The following is a 16,364-nucleotide window of genomic DNA, read 5'->3' on the forward strand; positions in this document are numbered from 1 at the left end:
CTTTGCATGGTAAGTACATGAATACAAGCAAAACCATTAAAACTAAATCCAACACTCAATGGAAGCAACATTCTTACGATATTGGAGTTGGGATGTTAGCCCTGTATTTACAAGGCTAATCTTTTTTACAGAATATGAATAAAATATGGAGCTATATCATCACCAACAAGACCATTAGTCTTTTAAACCTAGTCCTTATACTAGCTCCTTTACTTCCCTATTCATATAGCTTTTCCCCTATTCTATCAGAAAAAACAACACCATGGATAACTAATTTTATCTTTGATCAGATTCCCCATTCCATAGCTTATATAACTCTTATAATTTTGACCATCAGTTTTCAGTTGATAAGAAATATTTTTTGGAAAAAAGCAATTTTAATCCTTAGTATGATCATTGGCTTTATCTTCTTTATTGATGGAGCTTTTACTATCGGTTTCCCTATTCAAGATTATTTACCTGGAATTGGAAATTTATTAATTTTAGCGTTTTTCCCTTTAACTACTTCAGTTTTTATTGTGACTTTGATTTTTGACTCTCCACCCTCTGATAATCACTATAATACTTTACAACTTATGCCTACTTACGACACCATAAAAAAAGGAATTCCTAATACGATAGCTATTCCTCATGAATTAGAATTATTTTGTAATTGGTTAGATCAAAATGGCTACCCAATTAGTGGTTGTTTTGAACTAAGAGCAGATGATGGAGAAACAATGCGTTATTGGCTTGGGATGGAAGGACACTCAGACCGATTTGGGATATTTGGAGCGGGTTCTGATGGTTCATTATATGCTTTTTGGATGGATGATGAGGGCCAACAAAAAATTGTACATTTAGGCTCAGAAGGTGGACAACTATATATCCTGGCAGATAATTTTATTGACTTTTTAAGATTATTAGCTATTGGATATGATGAAATTGGATTTGCAGATTTAAGCAAAACAGTTGAAGAGTGGAATATCTCACAAGGGCTTCCTCCTAATGATGGTATAAACTCTATTTTTCAAAAATGGGTTAAAACCACCTTTAAAACAACTATTCCAATAAAAGGAAATGAAATTGTCTCAATAAATGATACATCATTTAATGATTGGATCAATACTAACCAATCCAATTAAGAATTAGAATCCTCCACAACGTCTCTTATACAACTTCTCCATATTACTTTAAAACAGTTATATTTGCATTGACTACATAGGGAATACTATTTTATTCAATTAAACAGCTAAACTACAACAAATCATAATGAAACAATTTATTTACCTCTTTCTATCCCTTTCAACACTTCATATAATGGCCCAAGAAAACCAAACCTACCAACAACCTCCTAAAGAAATTCTCGAACTAGTAGACGTACCAAGAGCTCCCTATGTATTACTCGATGAACAAAAGGAAAATATGGTATTGGTATATCGAAATGCCTACCAATCTATCGAAGAGTTATCAAAAGAAGAAATGCGCCTTGGTGGACTACGCATCGACCCGCAAACCAATATTGGAAGTCGAGTAAACTATTTTAACAATATTAAGCTTAAAAGAATTAACCAGAACAATGATGCACTAATTCAAGTTAAGGGACTCCCCTCTTCTCCAAAATTGACCAATTTTAGATGGTCTCCCAATCAAACAAAGCTTGCCTTGACCAACACGACTACTGATGGTGTTGAAGTTTGGGTCATTGACATTAAAACAGCTACAGCTTCTAAAATTACTGAAGCCAATATCAATGCTAACCTAAGAAGTTCCATCAATTGGTTTAAAGATGGAAAATCCCTATTAATCAAAGCAATAGCGAGTAACAAACTCCCGTTAATCAATACCAAAACAGCAGTCCCAACAGGACCAATTATTTCTATTAACGAAGGAAAAAAAGCTCAGAATAGAACCTACCAAGATTTATTAAAAAATAAAAATGATGAGCATAACTTTGAACAATTGGCTTTATCTGAACTCTATGTAGTTAACCTAGACGGTACAAAAAAGAAATGGTTGGGCAGTGATTTATATTATGGGATCAATTTTTCTCCTGATGGAAATTATGTACTTGTTACCACTATTGAAAGACCATTTTCATACCTTGTTCCTTATTATAGATTTCCTTCAAAAACAACTGTATATACTAAAGAAGGTAAAAAAGTTGAAACAGTTGTTGAAGTCCCCTTAATAGAAGATCTTCCCAAAGGATTTATGGCTGTTAGAACAGGAAAACGACGTTTTAGCTGGAGAAATGATAAACCAGCGACACTTTATTATGCTGAGGCTCTAGATAAAGGTGATCCGGAAAACAACGTTGAATATAGAGATGAAATTTTTGAATTAGATGCTCCATTTGTACAAAAGGGTAAATCTATACTCAAAACAGTAAACCGATTTAGCTCAATTGAGTGGGGGAATGATAACATAGCTATTGCACATGATTACTGGTGGGATACAAGAAATACTAAATCTTATCTTTTTAACCCATCAGACGCCCAACAACAACCGACTATTCTTTTTGATCGTAACTACCAAGATCGATACAGTGATCCTGGGAATTTTGTTACTGAGAAAAATGCTATGGGAAGTGAAATTTTAGCGATCGTTAATAATACTGTCTTTACCATTGGTGATGGCCATAGTAAAGAAGGACAATACCCATTCCTTGATCAATACAGCTTAAAGACGTTAAAAAAGAAACGAATTTATCAATCTAACTATACCGACAAAATAGAAGATTTAAGAAATTTTGACCCCAAAAAAGGAGAACTTTTAGTACGAATTGAATCTTCTACTGAATATCCTAACTACTTTTTTAGAAATGTTAAAAAAGGACAATTAACTCAATTAACAGCCTTTGAAAATCCATTTAAAAGCTTGCAAGATGTTCATAAGGAAGTCATTCACTACCAACGTGAGGACGGTGTTGAACTTTCTGGCACATTGTATTTACCACTTGGATATGACCAAAACAAAAAGGAAAAAGTTCCTTTAATAATGTGGGCTTATCCTAGAGAATTTAAAGATAAAGCTAGTGCAGGTCAAAATACCAAAAACCCAAATGAATTTACCTACCCTTATTATGGTTCAATGATTTATTGGGTAACTAGAGGATATGCCATTTTAGATGATGCCTCTTTCCCTATTGTTGGAGAAGGAAATAATGAACCTAATGATACGTTTAGAACTCAATTAGTTGCTGATGCAAAGGCTGCAATTGATGCTATTGATAATATGGGCTACATTGACAGAAACCGAGTAGCTGTAGGTGGCCATAGCTATGGTGCTTTTATGGTAGCTAACTTGCTTTCTCACTCTAATTTATTTGCTGCTGGTATTGCAAGAAGCGGGGCTTATAATAGAACATTAACTCCTTTTGGCTTTCAAAGTGAACAAAGAAACTACTGGGAAGCTCCTGAAATTTACAATTCTATGTCTCCTTTTATGCACGCAGATAAAATGAACCAACCTCTATTATTGATTCATGGAGAAGCTGATAATAACTCTGGAACTTACCCAATGCAAAGTGAACGTTACTTTAATGCATTAAAAGGACTAGGTGCTACGGTTAGATTAGTTATTCTTCCTAAGGAGAGCCATGGATACAGTTCTAAAGAGAGTATTCTTCACTTATTGTGGGAGCAAGATCAATGGCTTGAAAAATATGTAAAAAACAAATAACACGGCATTAGCTAATGAAAAAACAAAAGACTGCTTTAGGCTTTATCCTATTTGGACTTGGGGTTATTGGTATTTTATCCATTCTTACAATGGATATTCCTCTACCACCTGAAGCCGAAGCTATTCTTAGTGAATTATTCACTCCTTTTCAAATCAAGTTACTGACATTGATCAATCCAACCATACTTTTAAGCATAGCTGTATTGATAGGTACTGTACTTTATCAAAAAGTAAATTTTAGTGTTCCACTAATAGAGCAAACTTTAGGTATAAAAAAAGAAAAACACCAACTTTTACCCTTTCTTAAATATGGTGCTACAGGAGGAATAATTGCAGGAGTATTGTTAAGTATAATTAGTTGGAGCTTCACCCCTATTTTACCTACTGAATTTATAGAACTAGGAGAAAATCTTCAACCTTCCATAGCCGCTCGCTTTTTATATGGCGGAATCACGGAAGAAATTTTAATGCGCTTTGGACTAATGACCTTAATCACCTGGATCGCATATAAAATTTTTGGCAATAGCCCCATTACATTTTGGATAGGAATCATCATTGCAGCTATAGTTTTTGCTTTAGGTCACTTTCCTATAGCCTATCAGGCAGTTGGCACTCCTTCAGCAGGCTTGTTAACTTATATTCTTATTGGTAATACTACAGGAGGAATAATTTTTGGCTGGTTATACTGGAAAAAAGGATTAGAAAGTGCGATTATAGCCCACATATTTGCACATGTCACGATGTTAGTTTTCGAACTCTTTTAAACCGTTCTTTTTACTCAATTAGATGCCTTTTTTTTCGATAACAGCTTCTAGTTTTTTTGTAGATTCCTCCCAGCTATAAGTTGATTTTACAAAAGAACGTGCTTTTTCTCCTAGTTCTACTCTCCTATCATGACTGGTTAGTAAACTGTTGATCTTTACTGCAAAATCTTCTGCTGTTTCAGCAACTTCCAATTCGAAACTATCTTTAGCTCCTAGTGAATTGTTAACTAAAGAAGTCGTAATGCAAGGGAGCTCCATGGCCATGGCCTCTAATAATTTATTTTGAAGTCCAGTACCTATAAACAAGGGGGCGACAAATATTTTTGCACTAGCATAAGCCTCCCTAATGTCATCTACCCATCCAGAAACAACAACATTTTTATTTGCTAAAGCTTTCACTTCTTTAGCTGGATTTGCCCCAGCAATTTTTAAGGTAATCGTCTCACTTAAAAGAGGCAAAATTTCATTTACTATATACTGAACAGCTGCAACATTAGGAGCATAACTCATATTTCCAACAAAAATCAAATCGAACTTTTTAGCATGAGGCATCGCTTGAAAAAAATCGGTATCTATTCCATTAGTCACAATCGTAATATCATCACGCTTTTGATGATAGATCAACTGCCTTTCCTTTTCAGAGATAATCGAATGCTGATCAAAATAATCATAAATTAAGTGTTCATATTTCAACAAACGTTTAGCTTCCTCTTTAAACAAAGGTTTTAAAATTCCTGAATAAGGAGTCCTTCGATCTATACCTTTAGAAAAAGCATCCATATAATCTAATGTTTTAACAATATGGTGCTCATTTTTCACATATTCAGCTGCTCGTATCAATTGACAAAAAATACGATCAGGTTGATAACTCTGAATCAATTGACTAATTTTCCGGTGTACATTAGCTTGATAAAAGTAGTTGACTTGATAGGGCTTACTCGAAAATAAAGCTTTAAATAAATTAAAATAAATTTTCAGCTTGTTGAGCCTAAATACTTTGACTTCGTGACAAAATGATTTTAAATGATCAATATGCTCTTGATCTGTATGATTATCATCCAAACAACACAACAGGATATTATGACGTTTAGAAAGTTCTTTTAACTGATGATAAACCCTCAACTTATCCCCTTTATCTAAAGGGTATGGAACACGCGAAACAATCACAAACAACTTCATAACACTATCCTTTCAAAGATTGATAAAAATTAACCAACTGATGATTAATAATTTCGTTGTTATATTTTTTCTCTACTAAATCCCTTGCATTTTGGCCGATGTCTTTGATTCTTCTTTTATCTTCTAGTAACCAACTAATTTGCTTAATAAACTCATTCTTTTTATTGGCAATCAATATATTTTCTCTATCCTTATAATCAATTCCCTCTGCTCCTACACTAGTAGATATTACTACTTTTCCTAAAGCCATTCCTTCAATAATTTTAATACGCATTCCTCCAGCAGAAAGTAAAGGCACTAACATAACATCATGCTCTAAAATAAATGCTTTCGCATCTTCTACTTCTCCATGATTAATAATATTTTTCCAATTGGTACTAAACAACCAGTCTGGCATGTTTCTTCCTGCAATATTGAATTTGAGCTGTGGAAAAGCTTCTTGTATTTTAGGCCAAATACTTTCTCCAAACCAAGCGATTCCCTCTAAGTTAGGTTTCCAATCCATAGAACCTAGGTGAAAAAAAGAAATTGTAGCTTTTTCTTTTTGTTCTTGATACTCAAACTGATTGAGTTCTATACCAAAAGGAATCGTAATCACAGGTTTAACGCAACCTAACTTCCTATATTTCTCCCCATCTTCATCTGTTATTGAAGCAATTCCATCTACATCATTTATCACATTCGACTCATATTGCTTTAATTGCTTTGCTAAAATCTTAAGGTATACTTGCTTCGCTTTATTTGAAGTACTATTGGCTAAACGCTCCCAAATCATATATTCCAAATTATGTGAACGAAGTACGAGTTTAGCATCAGAAAAACGCTTGATCGTAGCAATATAAGGAGTCATAAATAAACTTTCTATATGAACGACATCAAATTGTTCTTGCTCAAGTATTTCTCGTAATAAACGATCAAAATCTGTGGAAAAAAAGCGACTAATATTATAAGAATCAGATGTTACTAAACTAGAAAAGGCATCTACGATATTAATTTCTGTATCTACAAATACAGCCTCCATTCTTGTTTTCTTGAAGAAATCTTGATCTATTAGCTCTTTTTTGAAAGGATGTTTAGTAGTACATATTGTAATTAATTTTACAGCTATACCATTATCAATAAAACCTTTGGTAATATTATTCATTGCAATACAACCTCCATCAATAGCTGGTTGTGGGGGTTTATGACATATTTGCAAGACTTTCATACCTTTTTATTCTTTATCTTTTACCTCTTATCTTCTGAAAAAACTTAACGTAAGCATCCATATCAAATAACTTGGAATCATTATTTGCTTTAAAGAATACAAATATAGTAATTGGTGTAAGAATAATGGCACTCAACCACATTCCAACGACTGGAGACAACACTGAGTCTAAAGCCATTTCCTCACCTGCTCTTGTAAAAATGAAGTAAAATAAAAATAAGATGATCCCAATTAATACAGGAATCCCTATCCCTCCTTTTTTAACAATAGCACCTAACGAGCCGCCTAATATCAATAACATCATACAGGCATACGATAAAGTAAACTTTTGGTGCCAACTAATATCTTTTTTCATGATGTATTTTTGAGAGCTTTCATCGAGCGCTACCGGAACTTTTTGACTATTGATTAATCCTCTAGTGATATCAATTGCTCTTAAAATATTCTGTTTTCTTGAAACGCTATCCAACTTTTGAAAGTAATTTTCTGTTGGAACAATTGAATCGTAACTGTAAGTCACCGAATCACTAATCCCTCTGGTTATTGAAAATTTATTTCTAGTAATATGATACTGAGAAGTATTTGTTTTTTGCCTTGCTTCAACAGCAGAATCTCGTAATACTTTTAATTGATCTAGAGAAAGAAAATGCTCATCTTTAGAATAAGTATCTTCACTAGAGCGTTCAAAATCAAATGATTTTAGTTTTATTTTTAACGTAGCTTTTTCAAAGTAATAACGCATAAATGGTAACTCTGAATCTTTCATGGTTTCGGGGTTAAACTCTTGAAAAATAAAACCATCATATAAATCCAAAATCATAAAAGAGCTATTTTTCGGATGCGTTATAGAACCTTTCTTAGCACTAATGATTCTTTTATAATCACGTGGATCTTCTGTATAATTTTGAGAGGTTTTCATCTCAGAGTAATCATAAATCAATAAATCTTCAAAAATACCATCCGCCTTTTTCTTGCCTATTCGGATGTTATAATTTTCCAATTCATCAAAAAAGATTCCCTCTTTAAAAACAATTGCTGCCTTTGTCTGTTGAATATCATAAATCAACACGCGCATTTTAAAATTAGCAATGGGCCAAAGATTATTGGTAAAATAAAAAGCTCCTAATGCAACAAAAATCATGAAGATCATTAATGGTTTCATGATCTTGTATAGCGACAACCCTGAAGCTTTCATTGCTGTAAGCTCATTGTGTTCAGCTAAATTACCTAAGGTCATGATCGAAGCTAGTAGAACGGATAGCGGAAGTGCAATAGGCACCCAATTTGCAGAAGCATAAAACAGTAATTCGAGTACAATATACCATTCTAGCCCTTTCCCCATTAAATCATCAATATAGAGCCACAAAAACTGCATATCCAGAATCACCATCCAGATAAGAAAAACCAAAATAAAAGGTCCGATAAATGCACCTAATACAACTTTAGTTAACTTTTTCAATCGTTTTTGTTTTAAAAAATAAAATCCTGTAGAGTCAACTACAAGATTTTATACAAAAGTAATATAATATTTTCTTATTATATAGGCTAAAAGCGCTTATTCTTGAAAACTAACCACCAATGGCTGATTTTAATTTCTGAATATTGCTTTCCCACAATAACTTAGCCTCATCAATCTCATCTTCTTCTGCAAAATCAGTAACAACTAAAGCTACTTCTTTTGTCAAATCATCGATTTGAATCGCCATTTCAAAATAATACGAAGTATCTTCGTCGTCTTCCCATTGGAAACGTACTTCATTCCCCTTTTTAGACTTTAATAACGTTGCTGAGTCTTCGTCACCATCCCAAAAGAATGTATAAACATCTCCTTTGATATTGACATCATCTGCAAACCATTCAGATAGACCACTAGGGCTAATTAAACAATTAAATATAATATTGGGAGATGACTTTACTAAAGTCTCTATTGTAAATTTCTGTTTTTCCATTAAATATAATTTATCCCTATAAAATTAGGGTTTATCGTAGTCGGCACAATATAAACAAAAAAAAGAGAAATATTAAGTTATCTTTAATACAGCTTTACTTTTTTGCATTTTTTTAACAAAAATGTTAAATTAAACCTTCATCTGCAAAGCTGTAATAGGTTTGATTTGCAATGACTAAATGATCTAATATAGGAATGTCCATGATTTTTCCTGTTTCTACTAATTTATCTGTTAATCGAAGATCTGAAGCACTTGGTTTCAACTGTCCTGATGGATGGTTATGAGCAATAATTAAAGCAGAGGCTAATTTTTCTATGGCTGGTTTAAAAATTAACTTAATGTCTGCAATTGTACCACTTACCCCTCCTTTGCTAATTTGTTTTTTAAACAATACCTTATTGGACCTAGATAAGCCCATCACCCAAAACTCTTCATGAGGTAAATCTTCAAATAAAGGGGTTAGCTGTTCATAGGCATCTTTACTCGACTTTATTGCATACAATACAGGTACTTCTTCGGTTTTTCTCCTTCTTCCCAATTCTAAGGCGGCGGCAATACTTACCGCCTTTGCAGTGCCTACTCCCTTGAATTCCATTAGTCTATCTAATGTCATTTGACCTAGTTCTATGAGACTATTATTGGCGCTTTTTAATATTTTTTTTGATAATTCAACTGCTGTTTCTTCTCTATTTCCAGAACCAATTAGTATAGCAATTAACTCTGCATTGGTTAATGTTTGCCGACCTTTATCTAACAATTTTTCTCTTGGTCTGTCGGCTAGATCCCACTCTGTAATGGAAATCTTTTGTTTGGGGAGGCTTTTTTTCATAAGTTACTAAGTTAAACTTTTTAGGACAAAAAAACATAACTAACTTAAAAACAAGTGGATGGGGCAAGGAAAAGAGAGTTAAGAAAAGAGAATAGAGAAAAGAGAAAAGAGAACAGCAGAGAAGAGAGGTAAGCTACTAAAACAAGAAAATCCAACTGATAGCAGTAGGATTTTCTTGTTTATGAATAAAATGAGTATCGTTAATCAATTACATTTAGTTTCTTACCAACTTTAATAAAAGCATTGATTGCTTTATCTAAGTGTTCTATTTCGTGAGCTGCAGAAATTTGTGTTCTAATTCTAGCTTTTCCTTTAGGAACTACTGGGTAAAAGAACCCAATTGCATATACGCCCTCTTTTAATAATTCATCAGCAAATTGTTGAGATAATGCTGCATCATACAACATAATTGGAACAATTGGAGAATCACCTTTTACAACATCAAATCCAGCTGCAAGGATCTTTTCTTTAAAATATTTAGTATTCGCTTCTAATTTATCTCTTAAAGAAGTATCGGTACTTAAAATATCAAAGACTTTGTTGGCTGCACCTACAATACTTGGTGCTAAAGAATTAGAAAACAAATAAGGACGAGAACGTTGACGTAACATCTCAATAATCTCCTTTTTTCCTGTCGTATATCCTCCCATAGCTCCACCTAAAGCTTTTCCTAAGGTTCCCGTAATAATATCTACACGATCCATTACATTATGATATTCTGGCACTCCCCTACCTGTTTCCCCAATAAAACCGGCTGAGTGACATTCATCTGTCATTACCAATGCTCCATATTTATCTGCTAAATCGCAAATCTCATTCATTTTAGCAATATCTCCATCCATAGAAAACACTCCATCAGTAACAATAATCGTATGACGTTGTGCTTGTGCTTTCTTCAATTGCTCTTCTAAATCTGCCATATCGCTATGTTTATAACGATAACGTTGCGCTTTACATAAACGAACTCCATCAATAATAGAAGCATGATTTAATTCATCTGAAATAATCGCATCTTCTGCTGTAAACAAAGGTTCAAATACCCCTCCATTGGCATCAAAAGCAGCAGCATATAATATGGTATCTTCTGTACCGTAGAATTTTGCAATTCGCTCTTCTAATTCTTTATGTATATCTTGTGTACCGCAAATAAAACGAACAGAAGACATTCCAAAACCATGGGTATCTAGCGCATCTTTTGACGCTTGGATAACTTCTGGATTAGAGGATAAACCTAAATAGTTATTGGCACACATAATTACAACGTCTTCTCCTGTATTTACGTGTACTTCTGCTCCTTGAGGGGTGGTGATTATTCGTTCTGATTTATACAACCCAGCCTCTTTTATCTCGGCTAATTCTTTCTGTAAATGTTCTTTTATTTTTCCGTACATAGTTTAGATTTTAGTTCTAAAGTTGTTTATTGATACGATAAACTCCTTTTGCAACAAATTTAAGGTTTCTTATCTAATGATGTTGTTTAAAATCATAAAATAATTACTTGATGATGGACTAATTATTCAACTCAAAAAACTAAAATGCTGTGAAATACAAGTTGCTGTTAAAATTTACTCCCTCCAACAATATTCTATTACTTCGGTCTGTAGATACTTCTTGGATAGTCTAAAATATTCAGTTGCTCTTTATTCAACTCTCTCAATGCATCTTTTGCTATCCATTGTGCAGCTTTGCTTTTATTTTGAAGAATACGATTGGCACTTTCTATTGCTAACTGATGTAAGTCTTTGTTTCTTTTACCAATACTTCTTAACGCCCAATTTACAGCTTTTTTGACATAAATTCTCTCATCTTCAATAGCTTGTTCGATTACAGGAATAAATGCTTCGATTTGACTATTTGCAGCATTCTTATTGGCAAAACAATACCCCACCATTAAGGTATAACCTGCTCTTTTTTGGAACTCTTCTTCCCTTTTTGTCCATTCAAACACCTTTTGATAAGCAAAGCTGGTTGCCCCTAAAAAGCTCATACAGAAAGAATCGCAAATTTCCCAATTTTCAAACGTACTTACCCATTTTTCGGCAAGCTCCTCTGTTACATTTTTTGGATCATATAACTTCGAACACAACAAACGTCCTTCATAAATGCCTGAATCAAATAACTGAATAGCTAACGCGTCATTTTCTGGACTTTTCTTCCCACATTTTTTAGCCAGTTCTTTTAAATCTTTGTGGTATACTCCTAACGAATTATTGGCTACGACTCCAAACTTTTGTTGTTTAAACTGAACCTTGTCTTGATCTGCTAAACGTTTAAGCTCTGCTATGACTTCTTGATAATTCACAAGGTTATTAATACTGTTTATTCACCAACATTGGAACAAAACTAAATTCTCCAAATTCAGTTTTTTCGATTGTGTTTTCTCCAGTTTTCACAAGTAGCGTCATAATTTGTTTGTCGCCTTCTCCCAAAGGAATAACCATTCTTCCGCCTACTTTTAATTGTTTGACCAATTCTTCTGGAATATGAGGAGCACCACAGGTGATAATGATTCTATCGTAAGGCCCAAAAACATCTTTACCAACAAAACCATCTCCAAAAAATGCTTGAGCCCGATAATTCATATCGTGTAACAAACGCTTGGTCTTAACAAATAATTCTCGTTGTCGCTCTATAGTATATACTTTTGCTCCCATTTCACACAATACCGCAGTTTGATAACCAGACCCTGTACCTATCTCAAGTACTTTGGTCCCCTTAGAAACTTGTAACAAATCTGTTTGAAACGCAACAGTATAGGGCTGAGAAATAGTTTGCCCTGCTCCTATTGGAAAAGCGACATCTTCGTAGGCAAACTTGTTATGAAAAACTTTATCAAAATAAATATGTCGAGGAACTTTACCGATCACCTCTAGTACTTCTTCATTCGTAATCCCTTTCTCTCTAAGTGTTAGCACCAGTTTTTTACGCTGTCCTTGATGTAAAAATGTATCTTCGATATTCATAATAACAAAAATAAGGTACTTTCTAAAAAATTGAAAATCTACATACAATTAGATGCTAACAAACACTTTTGAATAAATTTTATCCCCTTATTAGGCTCCCTCAAAATAGTAAAATGTAATTCCCGCTATGTTTTCAGTTTTAACTAAACGATACCTCGATGATAAGGTATTCAAAATATTATTATTGGGGTGATGATAAGCGCTTTTGTTGTCTATAAATACAACCTTTTCACCAGTTGATTCAACTAATTCTGTAGCATTATATATCGGATAAATTTTATTCTTATTCAAGGGCTTTTTGAAAACACGTTCTGTTTGATAATCATCAAAATAGGTTTGAAAGAGATGTCGATCCCAATAGTATACGATTTCTTTATCAAAAAAAACTGGAGCAAAGTAAATGGTAGCTGCCTCCTCTTTTTGGATTTGTTTGATTTGTTCAGCAACAGGCTTTATTTCTATATGAGTCCCACTATAAAGAGCTTCTTTAGTACTCACCTCAAAGGATAATAACATAGCTAATACTGATACCAACAATAACCATCTAGTCCCCCATTTTTGTTGGTTGTTAAATTGATAAAGTACACTTACAAAACTTAAATATAAAATGGGCAGCAAAAAGTAAAAATAACGATTTAGGAGTATCCCTAATTTAAAAGAAATTATAAATGAGATCCCCAAAGGCAGCCATACAAATAAGTGTAAAATCACTTTATTCTTTTTCTTCTCTTTTGTAATCCCCCATTTGATTAAACCTATTACCATCACCACAATGAATAGCACTGTAACAAGCGGCTTATTCCAGTAATCAACCAAAAGGAAATAAAAAGCATCAATGCCACTAGATGTTTTTACCCAGGTTCCGTTTACTCCAGAATCTAGCATTCGCTTGAACAATACAGGAACAATAGGAGCTCCAATTAACAATAAAGTACCAAGATGTATCAGGTATTTCTTAATTAAATTACGGTAAATGAATAAAACGATTGCTCCTTCCATTACTGGAATCCAATACGCCATATAGTGACTATAGAGTATCAATCCATTTACAACGGTTAACCCTAGCCATGAAGCATTAGGTTGACCTTTATGAATAATATCTAGAAAAAAATAAACAGACCAAGCCACCAAAAAGCCTATTAAACTATAAACTCTTGCTTCATGAGCCAAAAACAATGAAAATGAAGAAAATATAAATAACAAAGCGGTATAAAAACCTGCTTTTTTTCCAATAAATCGCTCTCCAATGTATATAATTGGCAGAACTGTTCCTACATTAAATAATAAACTTAAACTTCGAATCGACAGCTCACTTACTCCAAAAGGTTGAATCCAAAAATGCAATAAAATTTCCCATAAAGGAGGGTTATTCCCTTTAAAAAGCCAGGTTGTAATTTCCTTTACAGAAAGCTGGGCATTATATACAGAAAAACATTCATCTCCTCCAATATCTGTTTCTACAATATTCCATCCTTTAAGTAGACCTGCTAACACTAGCAGTAAGCTACTCCATAACAGTGTTTTATATTTAATTAAAGAACTCATAAAACTGCTTCAATTCCTTCAAGGGAAGCAAAAAGCTCTTCAAAAGAATCGATACATATATATTCATCTTGAACTTCATCAGTATGAAATGATTTTTTCAATACTTCATGAATTTTGAAAGGAATCTTTTCAATATCTGGTCGAACACATCTATTAGACTCTCCATAAGAAGATATAATTCCAGCTCCATATATCGTTGGGTTGTGCTGGTTAATCATTCCAAACTCTATCGTAAACCAATATAAACGCTGTAATTCAGTAACTTTTTCTTTATCGTCTATTACACTACATCCTATTTTTCCAAACTTCTGCATAAACTCAGAAAAGACGGGATTAGAAAGCAAAGGTACATGCCCAAAAATATCATGGAACATATCAGGCTCTTCTAAATAATCTAACTGTTCCATTGTTCTAAGCCAAGTAGAAGAACAAAACTTTTTCTCCGCCAACAATTGAAAAAACTCTTCAACAGGAATCAATCCTGGTACAATTACAATTTCCCAACCTGTTGACTGTTTAAACCATTCATTAATAGCTGCTATACAAGGAATAGACTCAGCATTTAAAACAGGAGACAGTTCATTTAAAGCAAGCTCATATTCTTCTGAGACTTTATCTTTTAGGTTTTTAACTTGTCGGTTAAATAGTGTTTTCCAAACAGTTTTATCTTCGGAAGTATAAGCTTCCATATCTTGTATCATCATCAAACGGTCTTATTTCTTTTTTGCTGCTTCCCAATAAGCATTCATTTCATCTAACGTCATTGAAGAAATTTCCTTTCCTTCTGCTTTAGCCCCCTCTTCCAGGTATTGAAAACGTTGAATAAACTTTTTATTCGTTTTTTCTAGCGCACTTTCAGGGTCAACACCAATAAAACGAGCATAATTAATCAGAGAAAACAATACGTCTCCAAATTCTGCTTCTATTTTTTCTTGACTTCCCTCATTTATCTCAGTATGTAACTCTTTAAACTCTTCTTGTACCTTTTCAAAAACTTGTTCTTTTTGATCCCAATCAAAGCCTACACCTCTAGCCTTTTCTTGAATTCTTGTGGCTTTTACCATAGAAGGTAATGACTTAGGTACTCCAGCTAAAACCGACTTTTTATTCTTTTTAATTTTGATTTTCTCCCAATTAGCTTTGACTTCTTCTTCTGTCTCAGCTACTACATCACCATAAATATGCGGGTGTCTCTCCACTAACTTATCACAAACAGTATTCAAAACATCTGCCACATCAAAAGCTCCTACTTCAGACCCTAATTTTGAGTAAAAAACCATGTGTAACATCAAGTCTCCTATTTCACCTTTGATTTCATCTAGGTTCTTCTCTAGAATTGCATCTGTCAATTCATAAGTCTCTTCTATTGTTAAATAACTTAAACTTTCAAATGTTTGTTTTTTATCCCAAGGACATTTTGCCCTTAAATCTTCCATGATCCCTAAAAGCCTTTCAAATGCTTTTAGTTTATCTTCTATACTGTTGTTTGCTTGCATCCTGTAAAAGTAATGACTTCAATTAAAATGATAGATATTTTAGCATAAAAAAAGCCCTATATAGATAGGGCTTTATAATTAAGGTTAGGTTAAAAACCTAAATCATATCGAATATTACTAAAAGCGCGTAAATTACTCCAGGTAAAATAAAGAACAACCATAATAATACTGAAATTAATGTTTTTGTTGGATCCCAATCTGTATAAATTCCAACAGCAACAAAAGGAAGTATAATTGCCAAAACAATTAACAAGATCATCATGTCATCTGCTAAATTTGAAGCAGTATTTGATGAACTACTAATCATTGAGTCTTTGTTTATTTTTGATTTTACCTTAGCCATTTTCTTCGCTAACTTTTCTACAGTTTTATGTTCCTTTACAGGTTCTTCTTTCTGAGATGTTGTTGATTTCACATTAGTCTCAGCGACCTCTTCTACTACAGAATTAACAGGGGCAGTTTTGGATACTACTGCTTCTTTTGGTGTTTTTATTTGAACTTCAATTGGCTCAACGCTGTTTTCTGAAGCTTGGTTCAACACCAATTCTTCTTGCTGTTCCTTTCCTTGAACCTTGTGATTTTTCTTTATGGATTTATGAAAACCTTTATTGTATTTTCTTTTTTGTAAAAAACCACTTGTTACTACACTTTCAGATGTACTACAAGAAGAAAATATTAAAGCGAAAACTGCCACTAATGTGAACAGTAAAGATGATTTTGTAATGATTTGTTTCATGATTTTTATATTTTTTTCAAAATTAAATATTTT

15 protein-coding genes are annotated in these 16,364 nt (G+C 33.3%); 3 read left to right on the forward strand and 12 right to left on the reverse strand.

The features are described from left to right. Nucleotides 1-134: 134 nt before the first annotated feature. The 3 genes from N4A35_06340 (at nt 135) to N4A35_06350 (ending at nt 4,427) form a co-directional block, all read left to right on the forward strand. Nucleotides 135-1,124, forward strand: coding sequence for a hypothetical protein (locus tag N4A35_06340; GenBank protein ID MCT4581019.1), 990 nt, complete (start codon nt 135-137; stop codon nt 1,122-1,124). A 127-nt stretch (nt 1,125-1,251) separates the two neighbouring features. After that, nucleotides 1,252-3,663: a prolyl oligopeptidase family serine peptidase gene (locus tag N4A35_06345; GenBank protein MCT4581020.1), complete on the forward strand. Its 2,412-nt coding sequence runs from the start codon at nt 1,252-1,254 to the stop codon at nt 3,661-3,663. Between the two features lie 14 nt (nt 3,664-3,677). Beyond that, nucleotides 3,678-4,427 carry a CPBP family intramembrane metalloprotease gene (locus N4A35_06350; protein MCT4581021.1) on the forward strand — a complete coding sequence of 250 codons (750 nt, stop codon included), beginning with the start codon at nt 3,678-3,680 and terminating at the stop codon, nt 4,425-4,427. 18 nt (nt 4,428-4,445) lie between these two features. Here N4A35_06350 and N4A35_06355 read toward each other — a convergent pair whose 3' ends face one another. From N4A35_06355 to N4A35_06410, 12 genes are all read right to left on the reverse strand, one after another. Beyond that, a complete protein-coding gene (locus N4A35_06355) occupies nt 4,446-5,606 on the reverse strand; it encodes a glycosyltransferase (GenBank protein ID MCT4581022.1) in 1,161 nt (386 codons plus the stop codon). Nucleotides 5,607-5,610: 4 nt separating this feature from the next. Then, nucleotides 5,611-6,813: a glycosyltransferase family 4 protein gene (locus N4A35_06360; protein MCT4581023.1), complete on the reverse strand. Its 1,203-nt coding sequence runs from the start codon at nt 6,811-6,813 to the stop codon at nt 5,611-5,613. 13 nt (nt 6,814-6,826) lie between these two features. Further along, nucleotides 6,827-8,272, reverse strand: a complete 1,446-nt coding sequence (locus tag N4A35_06365; GenBank protein MCT4581024.1) for an LptF/LptG family permease — start codon at nt 8,270-8,272, stop codon at nt 6,827-6,829. Nucleotides 8,273-8,381: 109 nt separating this feature from the next. Beyond that, entirely contained in the window at nt 8,382-8,762 is a 381-nt protein-coding gene (locus N4A35_06370) for an START-like domain-containing protein (GenBank protein ID MCT4581025.1), read from the reverse strand. A 124-nt stretch (nt 8,763-8,886) separates the two neighbouring features. Further along, a complete protein-coding gene (radC, locus tag N4A35_06375; protein MCT4581026.1) occupies nt 8,887-9,591 on the reverse strand; it encodes a DNA repair protein RadC in 705 nt (234 codons plus the stop codon). A 200-nt stretch (nt 9,592-9,791) separates the two neighbouring features. After that, nucleotides 9,792-10,982: a glycine C-acetyltransferase gene (gene kbl, locus N4A35_06380; GenBank protein ID MCT4581027.1), complete on the reverse strand. Its 1,191-nt coding sequence runs from the start codon at nt 10,980-10,982 to the stop codon at nt 9,792-9,794. A gap of 197 nt (nt 10,983-11,179) precedes the next feature. Then, nucleotides 11,180-11,893 carry a DNA alkylation repair protein gene (locus N4A35_06385; GenBank protein ID MCT4581028.1) on the reverse strand — a complete coding sequence of 238 codons (714 nt, stop codon included), beginning with the start codon at nt 11,891-11,893 and terminating at the stop codon, nt 11,180-11,182. Between the two features lie 7 nt (nt 11,894-11,900). Further along, the gene (locus N4A35_06390) at nt 11,901-12,548 is read right to left on the reverse strand and encodes a protein-L-isoaspartate(D-aspartate) O-methyltransferase (protein ID MCT4581029.1); all 648 of its coding nucleotides are present in this window, start codon (nt 12,546-12,548) and stop codon (nt 11,901-11,903) included. Between the two features lie 96 nt (nt 12,549-12,644). Beyond that, nucleotides 12,645-14,099, reverse strand: a complete 1,455-nt coding sequence (locus tag N4A35_06395) for a glycosyltransferase family 39 protein (protein MCT4581030.1) — start codon at nt 14,097-14,099, stop codon at nt 12,645-12,647. Further along, nucleotides 14,096-14,803: a phenylalanine-4-hydroxylase gene (locus N4A35_06400; GenBank protein ID MCT4581031.1), complete on the reverse strand. Its 708-nt coding sequence runs from the start codon at nt 14,801-14,803 to the stop codon at nt 14,096-14,098. The genes N4A35_06395 and N4A35_06400 overlap by 4 nt, the downstream gene beginning before the upstream one ends. Nucleotides 14,804-14,812: 9 nt before the next feature. Then, complete coding sequence (mazG, locus tag N4A35_06405; protein ID MCT4581032.1) at nt 14,813-15,595, reverse strand: nucleoside triphosphate pyrophosphohydrolase; 783 nt, start codon at nt 15,593-15,595, stop codon at nt 14,813-14,815. 97 nt (nt 15,596-15,692) lie between these two features. Further along, a complete protein-coding gene (locus N4A35_06410) occupies nt 15,693-16,331 on the reverse strand; it encodes a YqaE/Pmp3 family membrane protein (GenBank protein MCT4581033.1) in 639 nt (212 codons plus the stop codon). Nucleotides 16,332-16,364: the final 33 nt, after the last annotated feature.

It is taken from the genome of Flavobacteriales bacterium (genome assembly GCA_025210295.1).
GTDB lineage: Bacteria > Bacteroidota > Bacteroidia > Flavobacteriales_D > Parvicellaceae > S010-51.

Bases quoted from the DNA above. Each gene is read 5' to 3' on its own strand.
- N4A35_06340 (MCT4581019.1), top strand. From the start codon at position 135: ATGAATAAAATATGGAGCTATATCATCACCAACAAGACCATTAGTCTT.
- N4A35_06345 (MCT4581020.1), top strand. From the start codon at position 1,252: ATGAAACAATTTATTTACCTCTTTCTATCCCTTTCAACACTTCATATA.
- N4A35_06350 (MCT4581021.1), top strand. From the start codon at position 3,678: ATGAAAAAACAAAAGACTGCTTTAGGCTTTATCCTATTTGGACTTGGG.
- N4A35_06355 (MCT4581022.1), bottom strand. From the start codon at position 5,606: ATGAAGTTGTTTGTGATTGTTTCGCGTGTTCCATACCCTTTAGATAAA.
- N4A35_06360 (MCT4581023.1), bottom strand. From the start codon at position 6,813: ATGAAAGTCTTGCAAATATGTCATAAACCCCCACAACCAGCTATTGAT.
- N4A35_06370 (MCT4581025.1), bottom strand. From the start codon at position 8,762: ATGGAAAAACAGAAATTTACAATAGAGACTTTAGTAAAGTCATCTCCC.
- radC (MCT4581026.1), bottom strand. From the start codon at position 9,591: ATGAAAAAAAGCCTCCCCAAACAAAAGATTTCCATTACAGAGTGGGAT.
- kbl (MCT4581027.1), bottom strand. From the start codon at position 10,982: ATGTACGGAAAAATAAAAGAACATTTACAGAAAGAATTAGCCGAGATA.
- N4A35_06395 (MCT4581030.1), bottom strand. From the start codon at position 14,099: ATGAGTTCTTTAATTAAATATAAAACACTGTTATGGAGTAGCTTACTG.
- N4A35_06400 (MCT4581031.1), bottom strand. From the start codon at position 14,803: ATGATGATACAAGATATGGAAGCTTATACTTCCGAAGATAAAACTGTT.
- mazG (MCT4581032.1), bottom strand. From the start codon at position 15,595: ATGCAAGCAAACAACAGTATAGAAGATAAACTAAAAGCATTTGAAAGG.
- N4A35_06410 (MCT4581033.1), bottom strand. From the start codon at position 16,331: ATGAAACAAATCATTACAAAATCATCTTTACTGTTCACATTAGTGGCA.